A 21,358-nucleotide genomic window follows, 5' to 3' on the forward strand; every position below is an offset into this window, starting at 1 on the left:
GGGTCACAGCACCCTCCTGGCCCCGGGCAGCGAGCGCACCAGGTAGGCCAGGCCCCAGCACAGCGGCAGGCAGAGGGCGGCGGCGAGCGCGAACTTGACGATCGCCGCCGCCTGGATCCCGCTGAGCGCGTAGCCGGCGGCGACCACCACCAGCGGGTGGACGACGTAGACGGTGTAGGCGTGCTCCGACAGGAACCGGCCGCGCGGCCCCTGCCCGGCGAACCGCTCGCGGAAGAGCACCACCAGCCCGAGGATCATGCCGACGGCGAAGACGATCTCCCAGGTGGCGGTGATCGCGTCCGTCACCGCCCCGGAGGTCATGCCCATGACCGGCAGGCACACGGCCGTGGACGCGGCGGCGACGACGAACCCGAGCCGCCCGGCCCGGCGGGGCAGCGTCTCGAACCAGCCACGGCGGAACGCCACCAGCCCGGCCGCGAACATGCTCACGTACTGCGGCAGGAAGTAGGGCGTGGGCAGCCCGAGGACCGGCACGTACGTCCCGACCGGCACCGGGATCCGCCACAGGACGGTCACCGCCGCCAGGGCCACGGTGAACAGCACGATCCAGCGCGCCTTCGGCGCCGAGGGCGCCGCCTGCGCCTCCTGCGCCGTGCTCCCCCGGCGGCGGCACAGCGCGTACGCCAGGCCGAGGACGAGCAGCACCTCGGCGAACCACATCGGCCCCGGGTCCCAGGTGCGCAGGTAGACCTGCCAGAACGGCTCCCCGGCCAGGTAGTCGGGCAGCGTCACGAGCGGCCGCAGCAGGACCAGGAACACCAGCAGCGGCACGCCGAGCCGGACCAGCCGGTCCCGGGCGAACCCCCGGCCGCCCTTGCGGTCATGGGAGCCGGGTGTGAAGAAGCCGGAGATGAGGAAGAACAAGCCCATGAAGAACGCCTGGTTCATCACGACGAGGATGTCCAGGGCCAGGCCGGAGGGGTCGGCGGCGGGCTCGGTGTAGTACCACATCGGGATGTTGCCGTACGTGAGCGCGACGTGGTGCAGGACGACCAGCACGGTCAGCAGGACCCGCAGGTTGTCGACGGCGTGCAGCCGGGTCGCGGCGCGTAACTCGGTGTTCATCGGACGGCCCTCTCGAACAGGTCGGCGAGCTCCCGGGCGTGCGCGTCGAGGTCGTGGCCGGGATTGTTGATCCAGTAGGCGAACATGGCGTCGACGGCCGCGGACTGGGTGAGCGCCATCACCCGGACGTCGAACGCGCGGAACTCGCCGGTCTTCTGGCCGAGGCGGTAGATCTGCTCCAGCGCCTGGTAGATCTCCTCGCCGGCGTTGACGCCGAAGCGGAGCTTGCCGTCGGCGTCGCGCAGGTTGGCGAAGATCTCGCCGAGGGCCTTGAGCTGGGTGCGCTGGGCGCGCATGTGCTCGGCGACGCCGAGGATCTGGGTGCGCAGCAGCTCGGTGGCCGTGCTCAGGCCCTCCATCCGGGCGAGCACGTGCTCGCTGATGGCCGTGTAGACCCGGACGACGACCTCCTCCATCAGCTCGTCCTTGCCGTCGAAGTGGTAGGAGATGACGCCCTTGCTGATGCCCGCGTGCTGGGCGATCCGGGCCAGGGAGGCTCGGGCGAACCCCTGCTCGGCGATCACCTCGACGGCCGAGGCGATGATCTGGGCGCGCCGGGCCTCCTCGATGAACGACCGGCCCTTCTGGCCGCTGGGCTCATTTTCTGACCGCATGGCCAAAATTTAACACACCCGGCCAGAGCGCTGGAACGAAAAAGGCGCCGGTCTCGTGACCGGCGCCCTCCTCCCCCGCGTCACTGCACGGCGGTCAGGTCCTTCAGCAGCAGCGGCGCCGCCGCGTCCCGCAGCTCCTGGCTGAACGGGGCCGGGCGGAACGTGGCCGGGTCGAGGTTGACGTTGACCCGGTAGCCTTCGGCGTGCACGATCGAGCGGTCGGCCGACAGCACCCGGAAGCCGTAGACGCCGCTGGTGCGGCCCATCCGGTCCAGCCAGAACTCCACCGCCACCTCCCCGGCCCCCGAGATCGGCGCGTTGTAGGTGATCTTAAATTCGCGGACCGCCATGTAGACGTCGCGGAACCGGGACACGCCGGGGTCGAAGTTCCATCCCTGCTCGGCCCAGAACGCGCCGACGGCACGCTCGACGAGCAGGGCGTAGCGGGAGTTGTGCAGCAGCCCCATCGCGTCGAGGTCGTCGAAATGGATCTGGACGGTGCGGGTCACGCTCACGTGCGGTCCTCCGGAAGGAGTTCGGGGGTGGTGGTCAGGTCGCGCAGGCGCAGCAGCACGGCACGGCGGCTGCGCCGGTGGGCCTCGTCGGGGTCCAGCAGCCGCGCGTGCGTGACCGCGGCCTCCCCGAGCGCTTCGATCTCGTACGCGAGCTGCCCCGCGTCGACGTCGCCGGGCAGCTCGCCCAGGGCCACGGCCTCGCGCACGAGCCGTTCGATCAGGCCGAGCCACTCGGCCAGCGCCCGGGCGACGCGCTCGCGCACCCGGCCGGGCTGGTCGTCGAACTCGACCTGCGCCATGAAGAAGAAGCAGCCGCCGGGCAGCACCCCGTCGGCGTAGAAGCGCATCCGGGCCTCGTGCAGGGCGAAGATCCGCCGGACGCCGGGCGGGGCCTCGAGGGCGGGCTTGACGATCCGCTCGACCCACTGGCGGCTCGCCCACTCCACTGCGTCGAGCTGGAGCTCCTCCTTGTCGCGCCAGTGGGCGAAAAATCCGGACTTGCTCACGCCGGCCGCGTCCGCCAGCCGCCCCAGGCTCAGCCCGCCCAGCCCGTGCACCGAGGCCAGGGACACGGCGTGCTCCAGGATCGCCTCCCGGCTGCGCCGCCCCCGGACCCTGCGCCCGTCGGTCTCCTGTTCGGTCATGGGCCCCACAATATATGAGCGACCGATCGTTCGTATAACTGGGGGCGAGTGGATCGGCGGCGTTCGTGGGGCAGCGGGGCCGGGCGGCGGGTGGAGCAGCGGCGGGTGGGTCAGCGGCCGGTTGATCAGCGGCGTTTAAAGGCCTCCAGGAGCCGGTCCGCCGCCAGCGACGGGGTCAGCTCCCCCGCCAGCACCTCCCTCTCGACGTCCCCGGCGATCGCCGTCACGTCCGGGTCGTCGAGCAGCTCGGCCAGCAGGCGTTCGCGCACCAGCGTCCACGTCCACCCGACCTGCTGCTCGCGGCGCTTGGCCGCCAGGTCGAGCCCCTCCTGATGGGCCAGGACCTGCCGCCACAGCTCCTCCAGCCCGTCGCCGGTGAGCCCGCTGCACGTGAGCACCGGCGGCGGCGCGCCCCCGGACCGCAGCATGCGCAGCGCCCCGGCGAGCTCGCGGGCCGCCTTGCGGGCCGCCAGGGCGTGCTCGCCGTCGGCCTTGTTGACCGCGATCACGTCGGCCAGTTCCAGCACGCCCTTCTTGATGCCCTGGAGCTGGTCGCCGGTGCGGGCCAGCGTCAGCAGCAGGAACGTGTCGACCATGTCGGCCACCGCCGTCTCCGACTGGCCGACGCCCACGGTCTCCACCAGCACCACGTCGAACCCGGCGGCCTCCACCACGACCATCGCCTCCCGCGTGGCCTTGGCGACCCCGCCCAGCGTGCCGGAGGTCGGCGAGGGCCGGATGAACGCCGCCGGATCGGCCGACAGCCGGGCCATCCGGGTCTTGTCCCCCAGGATGCTGCCGCCGGTCCTGGTGGAGGACGGGTCCACGGCCAGCACCGCCACCCGGTGCCCGGCGCCGGTCAGCCGCGTGCCGAGCGCGTCGACGAACGTGGACTTGCCCACGCCCGGCACCCCCGACACGCCCACCCGGCGGGCCCGGCCCGCCAGCGGCGTCAGCTCGACCAGCAGCCGCTGGGCCAGCGCCCTGTGGTCCTGCCGGGTGGACTCGACCAGCGTGATCGCCCGTGCGATCCACGTGCGCGAACCCGCCTTGACGCCCCGGACGTAGTCCTCCAGTGAGCGCACCGCGCCCTCCTGTCTCCCGGCCTCGAACCCACTGACGGCCCTGGCGAACGAATCACTTGACCATAAGCACGTGGACGGGCCCTCGCTCCAGCAGGTCCGGCCGGCGCGGTGCACCCGCGCGCCAGGGCCGGACCCGGCCGCGGCGCCGGGTGTCGTTCACCATGTGTCGTTCACCATGTGCGAGGACTACTTCTGACGCTCGCGCAGCTCGTCGAGCAGGCCGAGGGCCGCCTCGGCGATGACCGTGCCGGGCGGGAAGATCGCCGAGGCCCCGGCGGCGCGGAGCTCGTCGAAGTCGCCCGGCGGGATCACGCCGCCCACGACGATCATGATGTCGGCGGCGTCCAGGTCGGCGAGCGCCTGGCGGAGGGCGGGCACCAGCGTGAGGTGCCCGGCGGCGAGCGTGGAGACGCCGACGATGTGCACGTCGGCCTCGACCGCCTGCCTGGCCACCTCCTCCGGCGTCTGGAAGAGCGGGCCGACGTCCACGTCGAAGCCCAGGTCGGCGAAGGCGGTGGCGATCACCTTCTGGCCGCGGTCGTGGCCGTCCTGTCCCATCTTGGCCACCAGGATGCGCGGGCGGCGGCCCTCGGCGCGGGCGAAGTCGGCGCACGCCTGCCGGGCGCGTTCGATGTCGGCGGCCGGTCCGGCCTCGTCGCGGTACACGCCGGAAATCGTACGGACCTGCTCGGCGTGCCGGCCGAAGACCCGCTCCAGCGCGGCGGAGATCTCGCCCACCGTGGCCTTGGCACGGGCGGCGTCGACGGACAGCTTGAGCAGGTTGCCGTCGAGGCCGGGCGCGGGGTCGGCGGCGGCGTCGGTGAGCGCGGCGAGCGCGCGGCGGACGGCGTCCTCGTCGCGTTCGGCGCGCAGCGCGGCCAGCTTGGCGAGCTGCTGGGCGCGTACGGCGCTGTTGTCGACCTTGAGGACCTCGATGGGCTCGTCGGCGGCGGCCCGGTACTTGTTGACGCCGATGACCGGCTGGCGGCCGGAGTCGATGCGGGCCTGGGTGCGGGCGGCCGCCTCCTCGATGCGCAGCTTGGGCAGCCCGGCCTCGATGGCCTTGGCCATGCCTCCGGCGGCCTCGACCTCGTGGATGTGCGCGGAGGCGCGTTCGGCCAGGTCGTGGGTGAGGCGTTCGACGTAGTAGGAGCCGCCCCACGGGTCGATCACCTGGGTGGTGCCGGACTCCTGCTGGAGCAGGAGCTGGGTGTTGCGGGCGATGCGCGCGGAGAAGTCGGTGGGGAGCGCCAGGGCCTCGTCGAGGGCGTTGGTGTGCAGCGACTGGGTGTGGCCCTGGGTGGCGGCCATCGCCTCGACGCAGGTGCGGGCCACGTTGTTGTAGACGTCCTGGGCGGTGAGGGACCAGCCGGAGGTCTGGGAGTGGGTCCGCAGGCTCAGCGATTTCGGATTTTTCGCATCGAACCCGGACACCAGGTTGGCCCAGAGCAGCCGCGCGGCCCGGAGTTTGGCGACCTCCATGAAGAAGTTCATGCCGATGCACCAGAAGAACGACAAACGCGGCGCGAACCGGTCGACGTCCATTCCGGCGGCGATTCCGGCACGCAGGTATTCGACCCCGTCGGCGAGCGTGTAGGCGAGCTCCAGATCACACGTCGCCCCCGCTTCCTGGATGTGGTAACCAGAAATGCTGATGGAGTTGAATTTCGGCATCTTTTCACTGGTATATGCGAAAATATCCGAAATTATCCGCATCGAGGGGCCCGGCGGGTAGATGTACGTGTTCCGTACCATGAATTCTTTGAGAATGTCGTTCTGGATGGTCCCGGCGAGCTGCTCCGGCGCCACCCCCTGCTCCTCGGCGGCCACGATGTAGAGGGCCAGGATCGGCAGCACGGCGCCGTTCATCGTCATCGACACCGACATGCGGTCCAGCGGGATGCCGTCGAACAGGCGGCGCATGTCGTAGATGGAGTCGATCGCCACCCCGGCCATGCCCACGTCGCCCGCCACCCTCGGGTGGTCGGAGTCGTAGCCCCGGTGCGTGGCCAGGTCGAAGGCCACCGACAGGCCCTTCTGCCCGGCGGCCAGGTTGCGGCGGTAGAAGGCGTTGCTGTCCTCGGCCGTGGAGAAGCCCGCGTACTGGCGGACGGTCCACGGCTGGTTGACGTACATGGTCGGGTACGGGCCCCGCAGGTAGGGGGCGGCGCCCGGGTAGGTGGACAGGAAGTCCAGGCCGTCCAGGTCGCGTGCGGTGTAGAGCGGTTTGACCGCGATGCCCTCGGGGGTCTCCCAGACCGGGCCCGGGGCGGCGGGCTCCCCGGCGGTCGCCGCCGGAGGCGCGCCGTCCAGGGGGACGCCGGTGAAGTCGGGGATCATGCGGTCACCTCCAGGTCGCGGAAGGTCGTGCGGAGCACGTCGAGGGCGTCGCACCCGGCGAACAGGCAGGCGTCGACGCCCGGGTGGCTGCCCTTGCCGGCCAGCCACACCCGGCGGGCGCCAGCCCGGCGCAGCGCGGCGGCCACCTCCTCGGCGTGCTCGGCGTACAGCTTGTCGGTGGAGCACAGGCAGGCGACGGCGGCCCCGCTGGCGGCGAACGCGGCGGCGATCCGCTCGGCGTCGGCGCCCGGGCCCGCGCTGTCCACGGCCAGCCCGCCGGCCTGGAACAGGTTCGCCGCGAACGCCGCCCGCGCGGTGTGGGCGGCGGCGGGGCCGATCGTGGCCAGGAACACCTTGGGCCGCTCCGGCTGGGCGTCGGCCAGGTCGCGCAGCGCCTCGAACTCGGCGGCGTAGCGCACCACCGGCAGCCCGGTCCCCCGCTCCGCGGCCGTGCCGGGCGGCTGGACGGGGGCCGTCGTCGCACCGGCGGGCGGCTTCGGGGCGGCGGGGCGGCGGAGGGGCTTCTCGGCGGGGTCGGGGAACTCGCTCACGCCGGTGATCGGGAGGCGGCGGTGGGCGATGTCGGCGGCGCGGCGGGCGCGGGTGGCGGCGACGCGGCCGGCCACCTTCCCGGCGGCGGCGCGGATGCCGCCCGCCGCCTCGATCTCCTGGAACCACTCCCAGGCACGCGCGGCCAGGTCGGCGGTGCGGCGCTCGACGTACCAGGAGCCGCCCGCCGGGTCGGCCACCCGCCCGGCGCCCGCCTCCTCCAGCAGCAGCGCCTGGGTGTTGCGGGCGATGCGCCGGGAGAAGGCGTCGGGCGGGCGCACGGCCGCGTCGAACGGCTGGACGGTGACGGCGTCGGCGCCGCCGATCCCGGCGGCGAAGCAGGCGACGGTGGTGCGCAGCATGTTCACCCACGGGTCGCGCGCCGTCATCATGGCGGAGCTGGTCACGACGTGCTGGACCTGCGCGTACGCGTCCTGGGACCCGCCGCCGCACACCTCGGCGACGCGCGCCCACAGCTTGCGGGCGGCGCGCAGCTTGGCGATGGTGGCGAACTGGTCGTCGGTGGCCGAGTAGCGGAACTCGAGCTGCCCGAACGCCTGCTCGACGCTCAGCCCGGCCCCGGTCAGCGCCCGCAGCGCGGCCACGCCGAGCGCGATCGAGCAGCCCAGCTCCTCACCGTCGGAGGCGCCGGCGTCGTGGTAGGGCGTGGCGTCGACGGTGATCGCGCGCAGCCCGGAGTGGCCGGTCACGCACCGGGCCGCCAGCTCCACGCCGGAGTCGTCGAGCGCGGAGGCGCCGAGGTTTCCGGTGAGCGGCGTGTCGCCGGCCAGCGCGAACAGCGCCTCGGCGGCCTCCCGGGTGTGCGGCCCGGCGTCCAGGACGATCGGGGCGAGGTCGAGAAGGACGTCCTTGAGCACCCGGGGCAGCTCCACCACGGGGATCGCGCCGTCTCCGGCCACCAGCCAGAGCGAGGTGACGCCGTTCTCCAGGTCGGTCAGCACCGCTTCGGGGTCGGGGACGGCGTGCCGCTGCCTGACGTCCCATCCGGCGCGGGCGCTCCCCCGGTCGAACGGCGGCACGGGGGGCAGGTCGGAGGCGTCGTAGAGCGGCGCGATCGGCACTCCGTCGTAGGTGAGCGCGCCGAGCGCCTGCTCGGGGGTGGCGGCCTCGACGCCGGACTTGCGCAGGACCGCGAGCGCCAGCGCACGCCAGCCGTCCCGGGTGGTGGCGGGGAAACCCGCTGCCAGATCCATGCTTGGGATCGTAAGCGCAACACGTCACGGAACGTGCACGCGGGGCTGTGACAGGGGTCAGGTCAGGGGGGCTTCCCAGGTGAGACGCCAGGTGACGGGGCCGACGATGCCGTCGTCCTCGATGCCCTGCCGGCGCTGGAACCGCCGGCACACGTCCTTGGACGCGGGTCCGTAGGCGCCGTCGACGTCGATCTCCCAGCCGCGCTCGCGCATCTTGGCCTGCCAGGTCCGTACGTCGTCGCCGCGGGTGACGGGCGGGTATCTCAATAACCGCCCGGGGGGCGGGGGCGACTCGGGGGTGCCGTTGTCGTTGCCGGGCCGGGGCGCGCCGCGCCGGACCCACGCGTAGAGGGCGTCGCCGGGGCAGCTCGTGGAGTAGCCGTCGCGGTGTCCCTTGATCTCCTTGCCGGCCCGGCCCCGGTCGCGGACGTGCTCGACGGCGTCGAGGATGGCGTGGAGCAGCTCGTCGGGCGGCTGGACCAGCCCGGCGTTGCCGACGAGCCCGAGCACGGCGTAGTGGCCGCGGTTGAGGCCGGCGCCGTTGGCGGCGGGCAGGTGGTGCAGCCCCCGCCCCTCGAACACCTTGCGGTGCGGGCAGGCGACAAAGGAATATCCGATGTCGATCCAGCCATTTCCATCCATATGTGACCCTTGGATGGATTTCACCAATTTCACGCATCCTGCGTGGTCGTCGACGATTCCGGGATCGACCCGTCCACCGGTGTAGTGGACTTTCACCCCTTTGGTGGAATCGAGCTGTGTGTAGGCGCCGCGGGGAGAACGCGCATCCCAATCCGCCCGCTTGATCAGGTCAATGGCCACGATACGCTCCGGAAAGTAGCGTCATTACACAACAGAGCGTAACGCTAGATGCGCGAACTGGTCACGAGTTCGGGATAATTTTAACCTACGGGTGGATTACGCGGGTGTCCGTCACGATCGCGGTGATCAGGTCGTGCGGTGTCACGTCGAAAGCGGGATTCAGCGCTTTCGTGCCCTCCGGGGCCACCCGCACGCCCGCCACGCTGACGATCTCCTCGGCGCCCCGGTCCTCGATCTCGATGTGGTCGCCCGACGGGGTGGCCGCGTCGATCGTGCTCTCCGGCGCGACGACGATGAACGGCACCCCGGCCCGCTCCGCGCCGAGCGCGAGCGCGTACGAGCCGATCTTGTTGGCGGTGTCGCCGTTGGCGGCGATCCGGTCGGCGCCGATGAGCACCGCGTCCACCCCACCCCGCGCCAGCAGGTACGGCCCGGCGGAGTCGGCGACCAGGCGGTGCGGGGCGCCCATGCGGGCCAGCTCCCAGGCGGTGAGCCTGGCGCCCTGGAGCAGGGGCCGGGTCTCCAGGGCGAGCACCTCGGCCAGCCGGCCGCGCTCGTGCAGCGTCTGAACGACGCCGAGCGCCGTGCCGCGCTCGACGGCCGCCAGCGCGCCCGTGTTGCACACGGTCATGATCCGCAGCCGGTCGCCTTCGAGCAGGTCGGCGCCGCGCTCGCCCATGGCCAGGCAGGCGGCGATGTCGTCGTCCCTGATGCGCAGGGCGGCGCGCAGCACGGCCTCCTGCCCCTCGCCCAGGTGGGCGGCGGCCCGGTCGACGCCCCAGGCCAGGTTCACGGCGGTGGGGCGGGCGGCGCGCAGCCGGGCGACGGCCTCCTGGTCGCCCCTGGCCAGCACGACGCCGAGCGCCCCGGCCACGCCGAGCGCGGGCGCGCCCCGCACCGCGAGCCGGCGGATGGCCTCGACGAGCTCGTCCACGGTGTGCAGGCGCAGCGTCACGCACTCGGCGGGCAGCCGGGTCTGGTCGATGAGCTCGACGGCGCCGTCCACCCAATCGATGGTCCTCACGCCGCACACGCTAACCCAGACTCAGTCCTCCGCCAGCACGATGACCGAATCACGCTCGGACAGGCGGACGAGGTCCGGCTTGGGCGGGTTCAGCACGATGCCGTAGTGGGGCGGGACGTTGCGCCCGGCGGCGTCCCGGTAGCCGATCGCGGTCTCCCCTCTGCGGCGCGCCGCCTCGATGACCGTCGCGAAGCTCACCTCCGTTCCGGTGGTCACGTACGAGCCCGCCGGGCGCGGATAGATCTCGGAGCCACGCGAGTCGAACAGGAAGCCGAACACGTCCGCCAGGTGCCGGTTCTCGGCGAGCTGGGCGAGCAGCAGGCCGATGACGGTGTCGCTGATGACGATGTCGTCGGCCTCCGTGACCTCGGCCAGGGCCCGGTTGTTCTCGTCGTGCATCTCGCTGACGATCGAGTAGTGCTCGTTCATCGCGCTCTGCATGTCGCGCAGCTGCAGCAGCGTCATGAGCGTGCGGGTGTCGGCGTGGTGCAGCGTGAACCGGTCGTCCGACAGCACGATGACGTGCTGGAACAGGCCGGGGCCGAGCGCCTCCAGCGCGTACCTGTCGGTGGTGTCGCAGTCCTTGACGTTGACGGTGAGGTTGCGCAGGCCCTCCAGGCCCGTGCCCGCCTTCGGGTGGTCGGTGGCGATCTCCAGCACCGAGCCGGGTGCCACGTAGCCGTCGAGGTAGCGGATGATGTGGTGCGCCCGGCTGTTCCAGTTGAGCAGCAGCGTGCGCTCCGGCTCCGGGTCGGCGGGCCGGGCGGTGACGATCGCGGCCTCGTCCACGGCGGGCGCGCCCTCGGCCAGCTCGATGCGGGAGTCGTCGTGCGCGATCACGATGACCTCGTCCGCCTCGGTCACCGCGGTGTCCATGGCCGGGTTGAGCACCACGCCCGACGGCCTGCGCAGGCCGATCACCGTGGCCGTCCCGTACGCGTGCAGCGTCTCGCCGTACGTCCGGCCCGCGACCTCCGCGCCCGGCCGCAGGTAGATCTCGCCGCCGTCGAAGTTGAGCAGGTCCATGCAGACGACCGACATGCCCGACTGGCGGGAGGACTGGACGATCAGCCGCGAGGCGGTGTCGTCGGAGTCCACCAGGTGCACGTCCGCGCCCCCGGCCAGGCGGGCGGCGGCCACGTTGCGGCTGGCGGCGATGGCGGCCACCACCGGCGGGTGCGGCCCGTCCCGCTTCTCCAGCGCGAGCAGGATCTTGAACACGTGCGCGTCCGGGTCCTCGCCCTCGGGCGACAGCACGACGACCGACCTGGCGGCGGCCAGGTTCATCAGGTCGAGGTCGTGCGGCTCGGTGGCCGAGCCGGTGCGGCACACCAGCCGCGTGCGGCCCAGGTCGACGCGCTCGCGGATGTCCTCCTCCATCGCCAGCTTGTCCCGGTCGGCCAGCACCGCCACGACCGAGCCCGACTCGCTGGCGTGCGCCTTGACCAGCTCGGCCACGATCGTGAACACCTGGTCCGACCAGCCCAGCACCACCGTGTGGCCGGACTCCACGATGCGCGAGCGCCCCCTGCGCAGCCGGTCCACCTTCTGCTCGAAGCCGTTGGCCAGCAGGCCGACGAGCATGCTGACGATGAACAGCCCGCCGAGCGAGCCCACCAGCATGACGGCCATGTACGGCACCGACCCGCTGTCGGCCGCCAGCTCGTCGGGCGACAGCGCGTGCATGAGCGCGATCCACAGGACGTGCCCCGGGCCCCCGACGCCCTCCGGCTCATTAGGCGCCACCCACATCAGTAACCCGGCGACGACCACGACCAGGCCCATCGACACGACGGCCAGCCAGCCGACGAGCGAGACCGTCCCCTTGGACATCGTGTTGTCGAACCAGTAGCGCGCCCGCTCGCGGAACTTCACACCAGACACCCCGTACCTCCGCGTTCAGGTCATTTGATCAACGTCATAAAGTAGCGGGTGATCTATGTCACCGCAGGATGACCTGTAACGTATCGGCCATGGTGACCCCTCTGACGCCGGACGATCCGCCCGAACTGGGCGGACATCGGCTGGCGGGGCGCCTCGGCGAAGGCGGCCAGGGCGTCGTCTACCTGGCCCACACCGAGGCGGGCGAACCGGTCGCCATCAAGCTGCTGAGCACCGGCGACCGCGAGACCCGCGCCCGGCTCGCGCGCGAGCTGGAGGCGCTGGAGAGCATCGCGTCCTTCTGCACGGCACGCGTCCTGGCCGCCTCCACGGACGGGCCGCGCCCGTACGTGATCAGCGAGTACATCGACGGGCCGTCGCTGGCCAACCGCGTCCGCGACCGGGGGCCGCTGGCGGGCGGCGAGCTGGAACGCGTCGTCGTCGGCACGGCCACGGCGCTGGCCGCCATCCACGCGGCCGGGGTCGTGCACCGCGACTTCAAGCCCGCCAACGTGCTGCTCGGGCCCGACGGGCCGCGCGTGGTCGACTTCGGCATCGCGCGCGCCGAGGGCGCGGCCACCCTGACCTCCGGGCTGATCGGCACGCCCGCCTACCTGGCGCCCGAGCAGATCGCCGGCACCCCGGCGTCGCCGGCGTCCGACGTGTTCTCGTGGGCGGCCACGATGGTGTTCGCGGCGGGCGGGGTCAGCCCGTTCGGCGCCGACACGGTCCCGGCGGTGCTGCACCGCGTCCTGCACGCCGAGCCCGACCTGACCCCGCTGCCGCCGCGGCTGCGGGGCGTGCTCGCCTCCTGCCTCGCCAAGGACCCCGCCGCCCGGCCCACGGCCCGCGACCTGATGGTCCACCTCGTCAACCCCAACTCCCCCTCCCGGCCACACCCGGCGGGGGTGGCGCACCTACGGGCGGACCCGGGCACAGCGCAGGGCACAGCGCGGGGCACCGTACGGGACCGCCGGGGCCCGCCATCACCACGCGGCCGGGACGGCGGCGGCGGGGCCTGCTCGTCGGCGCGGCGGCCGCCGTCGTCGCGCTGATCGCGGGCGGCGGCGCGCTGCTGTGGCTGAACGGCGGCGCCCCGTCCGCCCTGGACCGGCGCACGCCCACCACCTCGACCGCCTCCGTCTCCCCCGTCTCCCCTGGCGACCCGGGCGCGGGCCTCACGGAACTCCTCCCCGAGCTGTCCGTGGGCACCGGCAGGCCAAGCGACACCGTCGACGTCCCCGCCGAGTTCGCGGGCACCTGGACGGGCACGGTCGACGGCGAGGCGGCAGGCACGAAGTTCGAGAACGAGTCGGTCACCCTGATCCTGCGCGCAGGCGAGCCCAAGGGCGTCTGGGACTCCCCCGGCGACGCGCAGAGCGACCCCGGCTGCGGCAAGGGCACCCTGTACGCGACCGAGGTCAAGGACTCCACCCTGCACCTCACGCTCGCCGACCTCGGCGGCGTGTGCGCGTACCTGGGCGGCACCGGCAGCGTCAAGGTCACCCTGGAGCTCAAGGACGACGACCAGGCCGACTACGAGCTCACGATGCCCATGGGAAGGAGCGAGGGCGAGCTGACGAAGACCGGCTGAAAACGCAAACCCTTCGACAACCCGCCCCGCAAACTGTGATCATTGGAGCCATGTCTGTGATCAGGGAGGTGCCGTTCCCCAGCCAGGATGCCACCGAGCTCCCCATGAACATCTGGATCGACGACTCCGACTCCGCCGTCGACGTGATCGACGCGCTGGCGCTGTCGCCGTTCGCCACGGGGGTGCAGCCGTGGTCGCGCCTGGTCAACCTGGAGCGCGTACGCCCCGACGCCCCGCTGCGCCCGGCGCACGGCAGCGTCGTGCGGACGGCGCAGGTGGAGGACGGTTCGGAGTCGCGGCTGATCTGCGGCGACGGCTGGACGCTGCGGGTGATCCGGCACCGCAACCGGTCGGCGACGGTCAGCGTGACGGCCACCAGCGAGGAGCTGGCCCGGTCGGTGCTGAAGGAGACCGTCGACGGCGCAGAGGAGCCCGAGCCGGAGACCGACCACGTCGACATGGGCTTCTGGTGGCGCGGCTCGCACGGCGGCACCCGTTCTGAGAAGCCGATCACCGCGCAGCCGTGGCCCGAGATCAGCGGCAACTACTCGGCGGAGGCGCGCCGCTCGCTCGACTCCCTGATGGCCGTCACCCCGGCCGACGTGAACGGCCGTCTCATCCTGCTGCACGGCCCGCCCGGCACCGGCAAGACGACGCTGCTGCGCTCGCTGGCCAAGCAGTGGCAGGACTGGTGCCAGGTCGACTGCGTGCTCGACCCGGAGCGGCTGTTCGACGAGCCCGGCTACCTCATGGAGGTGGCGGTCGGCTACGACCACGACGAGGACGAGCAGCAGCGCTGGCGGCTGCTCGTGCTGGAGGACTGCGACGAGCTGATCAGCGCCTCGGCCAAGTCGCAGGCCGGCCAGGGCCTGTCGAGGCTGCTCAACCTGACCGACGGCCTGCTCGGCCAGGGCCGTGACGTGCTGGTCGCGATCACCACGAACGAGGACCTGGCCCGCCTGCACCCGGCCGTCGTCCGCCCCGGCCGCTGCCTGGCGCAGCTGGAGATCGGCCCGCTGTCGCGGGACGAGGCGGTCGCCTGGCTCGGCTCGCCCCAGGGCGTCGGCCCGTCGGGGGCGACGCTGGCCGAGCTGTACGCGCTCCGCGCCGGGCGGTCACTGACCCGCACGGCCGGCACCGAGGGGACGGGCCTCTACCTGTAGGCCCTCACCCGCCGAGGACGCCGGGGCGGTAGCGCCAGACGAACTCCAGCCACGGCGGCGCCACCGACGTGAAGTGCTCCCAGCTCCCCGGCTCCAGGCCGGGCCGGTCGCTGCGCACCTCGGCCAGGCGCTCCAGCAGGAACCCCACCCCGGTCAGGCCGTTGACGATCCGGCTCATCGTCTGCCGGTATTCGCGGGGCCCGCTGATCTCCAGGCCGGGCCGCCGCTCGTACACCCAGTCCTGGTCGGGGTAGCCGGTCTCGGCCCCGTCGGTGTAGGGGTGCTTGAGCGTGTAGCCTTCGCCGTTCCACGCGTGGTGGGTGAGGCCGCGCCCCCGCCCGCCAGGCAGAGCACCCGGCGGCCCGCCACGTCGCCCGGCAGCCCCAGCCTCTCCAGGTCGAGGTAGGCGCGGGCCCGCTCGGCGTCGAGGTCGAGCATCGGGCGGGTGAACAACGCGTCCGCCTCGACGAGCGCCTCCCAGCGGGCCTGGTTGTAGTGGTAGGCGTCGTCACGCATGACGATCACCCTAGCGGCCGGGTGCGCCCCGGCCGCCAGGGCTCAGCCGAGGAGGGCGTGCAGGCGGCGGGCCTCACGGACGAAGCCGCTCGTCGCCTTCCTGGCCGCGATCCGCGCCACGCACGGCAGCTCGCCCTCGGCCCGCGCCCATCCCGCCGCCCGGACCGCGAACGTCAGCATCTGCGTGTGCCCCGAGTGCGCCCGCTCACCCGGCCCCGGCAGGTAGACGGGCAGGAACCCGGTCAGCACCCGCCACACCTCCGCGTGGGCGCCGCGCCGGGCCGCCGTCTCCAGCGCCTCCCGCATGGCCGCCGGCTGATGCCAGGTGCGCCGCAGCAGCAGCCCGAGCTGCCGCCCGGTCTCCTCGGCGGGCAGCTCCCCCCGCGCGGCCAGCTCCAGCAGCGGACGCACCCCGTCGTCGCGCCGCCACCACTCGCGGTGCAGCAGGAAGTACGCCACCAGCAGCGCCACCGCCTCCCCCGCGGGCCCGCCGGCCGACGCCACCGCCTGCACCTCGGCCAGCCGCACGTGCGACCCGTGGGTACGGCAGAGCAGCCGCGGTAGCAGATGCAGCGCCGCGACCTCCCGGTCGTGCGGAAGCACGGCGGGCCAGTCGACGGGATCGTCCCCGTCGGCCTGCCAGCGCGACGCCCGCGGATCGGACAGCAGCCGGTCGACCAGCTCCAGCCCGGTCGCCTCCCCCCGGATCCGCGGAACCAGCGACGGCTCCCGCCCCTCCCCCGTCGCTCCCCTCGCCTTCCGCGCCCCGGACGCGGCCTCCGCTCCGGGGGCCGCCCGGTCGCTCGCGTACGGGACCCCGCCGTCGATCCAGTCGATCCCGGTGCTGATCGAGGGCCTGTCGCGCATCCACGCCGCGACGGTCGCGCCCGCCCCGGAACGCAGCCGCGCCGCCCGCGCCACCACCCCGGGTTCGATGGCGCGCGGCAGCCGGAGCAGCGCCTGCTGCAGATCGGCGTCCAGCGCCTCGACCCCGGCCCGCTCGTACCCCGCCACCCTCTCCACCAGCTCGGCCGCGCCGACCCCGCCGGCGCCGGTGGTGGGCGTGGCGAGCAGGTACGGCGGCAGCGCCCCGGACCCGGCGGCGGCATGCACCTCGGCCAGCCGGCGCAGCAGCATCCAGTGCGGCGCCGTCACCCGCGACGCGTCCGGCAACCGCCCCCGCCGCCGCCCACCCTGCTCGGCCCCGAGCACCGGCCCGGATACGGGTCCAGACGCAGGCCCGGATACGGGCGCGGGCTCGACCGACGCGCCCCCGAGAACGCGAAGCACCCCGAGAGCCGTGGGAAGCAGGGCGGGCCCCGGCCGGGGCGGCGGCTCGGCCCCCGGGTCGACGAGCCGCCGCGCGATCGCCTCCGCCCACTGGCCCGGATGCTCCCATTCGCGCTCCTTGTACAGCCGCGACGGCTCCCCGGTCAGCGACTTGAGCACCACCCGGAGCGCCTCAGGATCCTCCGCGTGCAGCCGCACCACTCCGTCCAGCCACCGCTCAAGCTCCTGCCACCCGACCCGGTAGGGCAACGCGGTCAACTCGCCAGGTGCACGGACCGGCGCCGGCAACGACGCCGCCCGCGCCACCCGAGGCAACGCCCGGCGCACGAACCCGTCCCCCTGTCTGAGCTCCGAGCCCGCCCCAGACCCGGAGACGCCCCCCACTGCACCAGGCCCGGCCGTCCCGGGTCCCGCAGAGGCCGCCGCCGTGTGGACCGCTTCCGCCTCCCCAGCGCCGGCGGGCACCGGCGCGCGGGCCACGTCCGTCTCCCTGCCTCGGTACGCGGTCCCGCCCGTGGAGGTCGTCGGGCCCGGGAAGGCCGTGGTGAGGCGGGCGGCAAGGTCCGGGGGAAGCTGGGCGGCGGCCTCCCTCAGTGGCGTCGTGCCTGCCGCGCCGAAGCGGTCGGCGTGGCGCAGGGCAAGGCGTACGGCACGGGCCTGGACGTCGTACGACCGGCAGGAGAAGGCCTGGGCGAGCGCCGGCGCGAACTCGTCCACAGGGCCGCGCCGCTCCCGCACTGCCTGGTCGAGCCAGCCGAGCCCGCCGTCGACGAGCTTGCGCTCCGGCCGGAACAGGGCGGCGTGCAGCCCTTCCACCAGGTCGTCGTGGCCGAGCCGGCCCGCTCGGCGCAGGTGGCGCAGCGCCAGGTCGGCCACCGAGGTGGGCGCGGCCGGGAGCAGCCTCAGGTAGTCGGCGGCCCGCCGGGCGGACTCGGCGTCGGCAGGGTCGAGCAGGTCGTGCAGGCGTACGAAGAAGCGCAGGTCAGGACCGGAGCCGCCGCGCAGGAACCGGCGTACGCACCCGTCGAGCAGCAGGTCGCGCGACACCCGCCCGGTGTCGGCGAGATCCTTCAGGGCGGCGAGCCAGGTCGGCGGCCGGGGCTCGTGCCCGGCACGGCCGCCGTCCGGGGGCTGCTCGTGGCGGAGGACGCGGCCGACGCCGTCCGCCTCGAACAGGCGCGGGAGCAGATGGTCGAGCAGCGGGTCGTCGCCCAGACCCGCAGGTGATCCGGCGGCCCAGGCGACGGTCAGCGGGTCGTGGCCGGGCGGGGTCGCGCCGGTGCGGCGCAGCATGGCCAGGGCCAGGGCGCCGCAGACGCGGGCGTCGCGCTGCGTGCGCAGGCGCAGGGCGGCGCGTACGGCGAAGTCCACCTGCCAGCGGTGCGGCCGGGCGGCGAGAACGCGTTCGACGAGCCCGGTGTGGTCGAGGCCGCCCCAGCCCTGGAAGTCGCGCCGGTGCAGCCAGGCCGCCACCGCAGCGGCGCCGCCGATCGTGCCCGCGCCCGCCACCCGCATCGGCCCCACCCACGCGTCGACCCGCGCATGCTCCCACCCCGGGCCGCCCTCCTGGCTGCCGCCCGCCGCCACCCCGTAGCGGCCGGCGCCACCGTGACCGCCGCCGCCACCTTGGCCCTCGGCACTGTCTGGGGCGTTGGTGTCGCCCTGGGCGGCTGTGCTGCCGGTGGGTGTCACGCGCTCCTGCGTGCGGCGGGCCTGGCGGCGGCGTCGTTCTCGGTCCCACGCCCGGTTGCGCGCCACGGGGATGTGGCCGGGCAGGGCGGCGGCCACCTCGCGCCGCCCCGCCTCGTCCAGGGCGAGCACCAGCTCGGCCACCCGGAGCTCGTCCCCCGCGTCGATCGCCGCCTCGACCTCCGCCCAGGCAGTTCCCTCCCCCACACCATCCCCTCGTTCGGAAGCCTCCCTGGAGGTCCCTGCACCGCTGCCGGGCCCACCCGACGCTTCTGCGGACGACCGTGCGGCAGGGTCCCGGCCGGGAGGCTGCCGTGCGGAAGTGCCGCCTGATGCCGGGGCGGCGCTGTCGCGGGCGTCGGACGCGACGGAGGGGCCGCCACCGGAGGCGCGCGGGGCGTCGGCGCGCTCGGTGGGCGTCCGCTCCCGGGCGTCGGCAGGCACCCGCCTGGAGCCTTCGCCGGGCAACCGGCCAGGGCCTTCGCCAACCACCCGTACGGGGCCGTCCGCCGCCCGTTGGGAACCGTTGCCGGATGGCCGGGCGGGGCCGCCGCCGGGCATCCGGTCGGGGCCGCCGTCGGGTCCTGCCCCACGTGCGGGGACGGGAGCGTGGACGGAGACGGTGGACCGGGCGCCCGGGTCGGCCCGTCGGGAGCCCGGGTCCGCGGGCCGGGAGCCCGGGTCGATGGGCCGGGGGCCCGGGTCGGCGGGCCAGGGGCCCGAATCGGCGGGCCAGGGGCCCGAATCGGCAGGCCAGGCACCCGGGTCGGCGGACCGGGCACCCGCATCGGAGGGCCAGGCACCCGGGTCGATGGGCCGGGGACGCGGGTCGGTGGGCCAGGGGGTGGGGGGTGGGGTGGGGGTCATAGGAGGGCGTCCGCGGTGTGGCGGGAGGCGATGCGGGCGGCGAGGACGTGCTTGCAGGGGCCGCGGGAGCCGCGGTGGTCGAACCACCACTCGCACGTGCAGCTGCCGTCGGCGATGCCGACCTGGCGGGTGCCGCCGGAGGTGGTGACGCGGGCGTGGTCGCCGTCGAGGGTGACGGCGCCCGCTTCGACGAGCGCCCGGGCGGCCGTGAGGCGCGGGTTGAGCTGCGCCACCTGGTCGCGGTCGTAGGGCAGCTCGCGGTGGAAGTGGCCCGCCTCGTACAGGTCGTAGCCGACGCGCCCGGCGGTGCCGAGCTGGGTGAGCGCGGCGCGTACGCGGTCGACGGGGAGCCCGGAGCGGTCGGCGAGCAGGCCGATCTCGACGGCGGGCTCGAAGTTGAGCAGCATCCCGATCACGTCGGCGTCGCCGGCGGCCTCGTCGGTGGCGAGGTCGTCGAGGACGGCGCCTTCGCCGGAGAAGCCGCGCCAGGGCTGGGGCGAGACGGCGAGCGTGTAGCGCATGCCGGGCAGTTCGAGCTCCCAGGCGCTGGCCTGGTGGCCGGCGTCGGCGCCGGGCGGGCCGTAGACGCGCAGGGCCTTGGCGAAGCGCAGCAGCGGCATGAGGGTGGCGACGCGGCCGGCGCCGGACAGGCAGACGGAGCCGCGGCCGGGCCCGGCGGCCAGGCGCAGGTCGCCGCCGGCGGGGACGGCCCACACGGTGGCGGACGCCTTGCGCGGCAGGGAGCGCAGGAAGCGGACGGCCTGCGGCCCCTTGAGCTCGGCGCGCAGGTCGAAGCCGGCGGCGATCACCTGGACCTCGGCGAAGCCGCGCAGCCATCGGCTGGGCAGCGGCACCTTCTTCTCGACGACGGCGCCGTCGAGGGTGGTGACGGTGAGCTCGTCGGGGCCGACGCCGAGGTGGAGGGGGTCGCGTCCGCCGACGCGGGCGAGCGATTCGCGCAGCGGCCCGTTGACGTCGACGTTGGTGGTGCCCCGGTCGAGCACGTCGCCGTCGAGGGCGAGCACGTCGAGGCGGGCGTAGACGCCGCCGCAGGCGGAGAACGACTCGAACCTGAGCCGGTCGCCGTCGCAGGTCACCACCGGGTCGCGGGTCCAGCCGGGGCGGGGCTGGTGGTAGCGGGCCATGGCCACGTCGGCGACGGCCAGCAGGCCGGCGGCGGCGGGGGCGGCCTGGGTGAGGAGCCCGCTGAAGAACCGGGGATGGGTCTGGGGGCCCGACAGGGCCGTGCCGCCGGAGGTGGACAGGCCGAGCCGGCCGTCGGCGAGCACGGAGGGCCCGGCGTAGGAGTACGCCTGCACCGCTTGAGTCATGGCCCGGACGATAGTGATCACCACCGACACAATCGGGTCCGGTACGTAAAACCTCCGATGCGCGGGGCGGGAGAGGGTTCCACAATGAGCCTGGTGCTCACCGTCGACCTGGCCCGTGTCTGTTTCGCCCGCTTCTCCGTGCCGGCGGGCCAGGCGTCGTGGACCAGTGCCGAGCACCCGATCGGCTTCGCGGCGACGCAGCTCGTGGCCTCGTGGACGGCGCGGACGCCGCCGGGCTCGTGGATCGAGGTGGAGCTTCAGGCGACGACGGCGGCGGGTTCGCGGACCAGGTGGTACGTGATGGGCCGCTGGTCGGAGCACGGCGAGCCGCGCACGTCGGTCCCGGGGCAGGGGGACGAGGACGGGGACGTGGCGGTCGACACGTTCGTGGCGCGGCGGCCGGTGACGGCTTTCCGGGTGCGGGTGACGGCGCACGGCGCGGGGGCGCGCGTGCACGGGCTGGGCGTGATGGCCTCGGCGCTGCCGGGCCGGCCGGCGCCGAGCGCGCCGGGGCCGGGCGGGGCGTTCCATCTGGTGGTGCCGGCGCATTCGCAGCACGAGCACGCCGGGCATCACCCGCAGTGGGACGGCGGCGGCGCGAACTGGTGCGGCCCGGCGGCGGTGGCCATGGTGCTCGCCTACTGGGGCCGCGGCCCGGCGGCTGACGAGCTGGGCTGGGTGGGCGCGGGCGACCCGTGCCCGGCGGTGGACCACGCGGCGCGCGGCGCCTACGACACCAGCTACCAGGGCACCGGCAACTGGCCGTTCAACGTGGCGTACGCGGGCACGTACGGGCTGGCCGGGCTCGTGACGAGGCTGCGGTCGGCGGCGGAGCTGGAAGTGCTGGTGCGCGCCGGGATCCCGGTGATCACGTCGCAGTCGTTCAAGGAGCACGAGCTGCCGGGCTCCGGCTATTCCACGGGCGGGCACATCATGGTCGTCACGGGGTTCACGGCCGCGGGCGACGTCATGGTCAACGATCCGGCCGCGCCGGGTGACGCGCAGGTGCGCCGGGTCTATCCGCGTGCCGCGTTCGAGCGGGTGTGGCTGCGGAGCTCCGGCAGCGGCGGGATCGCGTACGTGCTGCACCCACCCGAGATGTCCTTGCCCCCGTCAAATGGCAATTGGTGAAAT

18 protein-coding genes are annotated in these 21,358 nt (G+C 74.0%); 4 read left to right on the forward strand and 14 right to left on the reverse strand.

The features are described 5' to 3' along the window. Positions 1-3 precede the first annotated feature (3 nt). The 10 genes from ACWDXC_RS22635 to ACWDXC_RS22680 all read right to left on the reverse strand — a co-directional run bounded on the left by ACWDXC_RS22635 (position 4) and on the right by ACWDXC_RS22680 (position 11,777). A complete protein-coding gene (locus ACWDXC_RS22635; RefSeq protein ID WP_449985025.1) occupies positions 4-1,086 on the reverse strand; it encodes an acyltransferase family protein in 1,083 nt (360 codons plus the stop codon). Beyond that, entirely contained in the window at positions 1,083-1,700 is a 618-nt protein-coding gene (locus tag ACWDXC_RS22640; protein WP_449985028.1) for a TetR/AcrR family transcriptional regulator, read from the reverse strand. The genes ACWDXC_RS22635 and ACWDXC_RS22640 overlap by 4 nt, the downstream gene beginning before the upstream one ends. 80 nt (positions 1,701-1,780) lie before the next feature. Next, the gene (locus ACWDXC_RS22645; protein WP_449985030.1) at positions 1,781-2,215 is read right to left on the reverse strand and encodes an acyl-CoA thioesterase; all 435 of its coding nucleotides are present in this window, start codon (positions 2,213-2,215) and stop codon (positions 1,781-1,783) included. Continuing rightward, positions 2,212-2,859: a TetR/AcrR family transcriptional regulator gene (locus ACWDXC_RS22650; protein WP_449985033.1), complete on the reverse strand. Its 648-nt coding sequence runs from the start codon at positions 2,857-2,859 to the stop codon at positions 2,212-2,214. Before ACWDXC_RS22650 ends, ACWDXC_RS22645 begins: the two co-directional genes overlap by 4 nt. Before the next feature lie 125 nt (positions 2,860-2,984). Next, positions 2,985-3,944, reverse strand: a complete 960-nt coding sequence (gene meaB, locus ACWDXC_RS22655; RefSeq protein WP_364182138.1) for a methylmalonyl Co-A mutase-associated GTPase MeaB — start codon at positions 3,942-3,944, stop codon at positions 2,985-2,987. Between the two features lie 186 nt (positions 3,945-4,130). Next, positions 4,131-6,284: a methylmalonyl-CoA mutase gene (gene scpA, locus ACWDXC_RS22660; protein ID WP_449985036.1), complete on the reverse strand. Its 2,154-nt coding sequence runs from the start codon at positions 6,282-6,284 to the stop codon at positions 4,131-4,133. Further along, a complete protein-coding gene (locus tag ACWDXC_RS22665; RefSeq protein ID WP_449985039.1) occupies positions 6,281-8,047 on the reverse strand; it encodes a methylmalonyl-CoA mutase subunit beta in 1,767 nt (588 codons plus the stop codon). The genes scpA and ACWDXC_RS22665 overlap by 4 nt, the downstream gene beginning before the upstream one ends. Positions 8,048-8,104: 57 nt before the next feature. Beyond that, a complete protein-coding gene (locus tag ACWDXC_RS22670) occupies positions 8,105-8,689 on the reverse strand; it encodes a peptidoglycan recognition protein family protein (RefSeq protein ID WP_449985042.1) in 585 nt (194 codons plus the stop codon). A 265-nt stretch (positions 8,690-8,954) separates the two neighbouring features. Continuing rightward, positions 8,955-9,893 carry an S-methyl-5-thioribose-1-phosphate isomerase gene (gene mtnA / locus ACWDXC_RS22675; protein ID WP_449985045.1) on the reverse strand — a complete coding sequence of 313 codons (939 nt, stop codon included), beginning with the start codon at positions 9,891-9,893 and terminating at the stop codon, positions 8,955-8,957. A 21-nt stretch (positions 9,894-9,914) separates the two neighbouring features. Continuing rightward, positions 9,915-11,777, reverse strand: coding sequence for a CASTOR/POLLUX-related putative ion channel (locus tag ACWDXC_RS22680; RefSeq protein WP_449985048.1), 1,863 nt, complete (start codon positions 11,775-11,777; stop codon positions 9,915-9,917). Positions 11,778-11,866: 89 nt separating this feature from the next. Between ACWDXC_RS22680 and ACWDXC_RS22685 the strand changes: the two genes are divergently transcribed. The 3 genes from ACWDXC_RS22685 (at position 11,867) to ACWDXC_RS22695 (ending at position 14,531) form a co-directional block, all read left to right on the forward strand. Next, the gene (locus tag ACWDXC_RS22685; protein ID WP_449985050.1) at positions 11,867-12,829 is read left to right on the forward strand and encodes a serine/threonine-protein kinase; all 963 of its coding nucleotides are present in this window, start codon (positions 11,867-11,869) and stop codon (positions 12,827-12,829) included. 149 nt (positions 12,830-12,978) lie between these two features. Further along, complete coding sequence (locus tag ACWDXC_RS22690; protein WP_449985053.1) at positions 12,979-13,368, forward strand: hypothetical protein; 390 nt, start codon at positions 12,979-12,981, stop codon at positions 13,366-13,368. A 50-nt stretch (positions 13,369-13,418) separates the two neighbouring features. Beyond that, positions 13,419-14,531: a DUF5925 domain-containing protein gene (locus tag ACWDXC_RS22695; RefSeq protein ID WP_449985055.1), complete on the forward strand. Its 1,113-nt coding sequence runs from the start codon at positions 13,419-13,421 to the stop codon at positions 14,529-14,531. 4 nt (positions 14,532-14,535) lie between these two features. Here the strand turns inward: ACWDXC_RS22695 and ACWDXC_RS22700 are convergent, their stop codons facing one another. The 4 genes from ACWDXC_RS22700 to ACWDXC_RS22715 all read right to left on the reverse strand — a co-directional run bounded on the left by ACWDXC_RS22700 (position 14,536) and on the right by ACWDXC_RS22715 (position 20,224). Next, complete coding sequence (locus ACWDXC_RS22700; protein WP_449985057.1) at positions 14,536-14,709, reverse strand: hypothetical protein; 174 nt, start codon at positions 14,707-14,709, stop codon at positions 14,536-14,538. Next, positions 14,706-15,047: a hypothetical protein gene (locus ACWDXC_RS22705; protein WP_449985060.1), complete on the reverse strand. Its 342-nt coding sequence runs from the start codon at positions 15,045-15,047 to the stop codon at positions 14,706-14,708. Before ACWDXC_RS22705 ends, ACWDXC_RS22700 begins: the two co-directional genes overlap by 4 nt. Positions 15,048-15,089: 42 nt before the next feature. Further along, complete coding sequence (locus ACWDXC_RS22710; protein ID WP_449985063.1) at positions 15,090-18,233, reverse strand: hypothetical protein; 3,144 nt, start codon at positions 18,231-18,233, stop codon at positions 15,090-15,092. Between the two features lie 656 nt (positions 18,234-18,889). Then, a complete protein-coding gene (locus tag ACWDXC_RS22715; RefSeq protein WP_449985066.1) occupies positions 18,890-20,224 on the reverse strand; it encodes an SWIM zinc finger family protein in 1,335 nt (444 codons plus the stop codon). An 84-nt stretch (positions 20,225-20,308) separates the two neighbouring features. Here ACWDXC_RS22715 and ACWDXC_RS22720 point away from each other — a divergent pair, with 84 nt between their 5' ends. Further along, positions 20,309-21,355 (forward strand): C39 family peptidase, encoded by a 1,047-nt coding sequence (locus tag ACWDXC_RS22720; protein WP_449985069.1) that lies wholly within the window; start codon positions 20,309-20,311, stop codon positions 21,353-21,355. Positions 21,356-21,358 lie beyond the last annotated feature (3 nt).

This window comes from Nonomuraea sp. NPDC003214 (genome assembly GCF_053590035.1).

Bases quoted from the DNA above. Each gene is read 5' to 3' on its own strand.
- ACWDXC_RS22705 (WP_449985060.1), bottom strand. From the start codon at position 15,047: ATGCGTGACGACGCCTACCACTACAACCAGGCCCGCTGGGAGGCGCTC.
- ACWDXC_RS22670 (WP_449985042.1), bottom strand. From the start codon at position 8,689: ATGGATGGAAATGGCTGGATCGACATCGGATATTCCTTTGTCGCCTGC.
- ACWDXC_RS22700 (WP_449985057.1), bottom strand. From the start codon at position 14,709: ATGAGCCGGATCGTCAACGGCCTGACCGGGGTGGGGTTCCTGCTGGAG.
- ACWDXC_RS22650 (WP_449985033.1), bottom strand. From the start codon at position 2,859: ATGACCGAACAGGAGACCGACGGGCGCAGGGTCCGGGGGCGGCGCAGC.
- scpA (WP_449985036.1), bottom strand. From the start codon at position 6,284: ATGATCCCCGACTTCACCGGCGTCCCCCTGGACGGCGCGCCTCCGGCG.
- ACWDXC_RS22715 (WP_449985066.1), bottom strand. From the start codon at position 20,224: ATGACTCAAGCGGTGCAGGCGTACTCCTACGCCGGGCCCTCCGTGCTC.
- ACWDXC_RS22665 (WP_449985039.1), bottom strand. From the start codon at position 8,047: ATGGATCTGGCAGCGGGTTTCCCCGCCACCACCCGGGACGGCTGGCGT.
- ACWDXC_RS22640 (WP_449985028.1), bottom strand. From the start codon at position 1,700: ATGCGGTCAGAAAATGAGCCCAGCGGCCAGAAGGGCCGGTCGTTCATC.
- ACWDXC_RS22695 (WP_449985055.1), top strand. From the start codon at position 13,419: ATGTCTGTGATCAGGGAGGTGCCGTTCCCCAGCCAGGATGCCACCGAG.
- ACWDXC_RS22685 (WP_449985050.1), top strand. From the start codon at position 11,867: ATGGTGACCCCTCTGACGCCGGACGATCCGCCCGAACTGGGCGGACAT.
- ACWDXC_RS22720 (WP_449985069.1), top strand. From the start codon at position 20,309: ATGAGCCTGGTGCTCACCGTCGACCTGGCCCGTGTCTGTTTCGCCCGC.
- ACWDXC_RS22635 (WP_449985025.1), bottom strand. From the start codon at position 1,086: ATGAACACCGAGTTACGCGCCGCGACCCGGCTGCACGCCGTCGACAAC.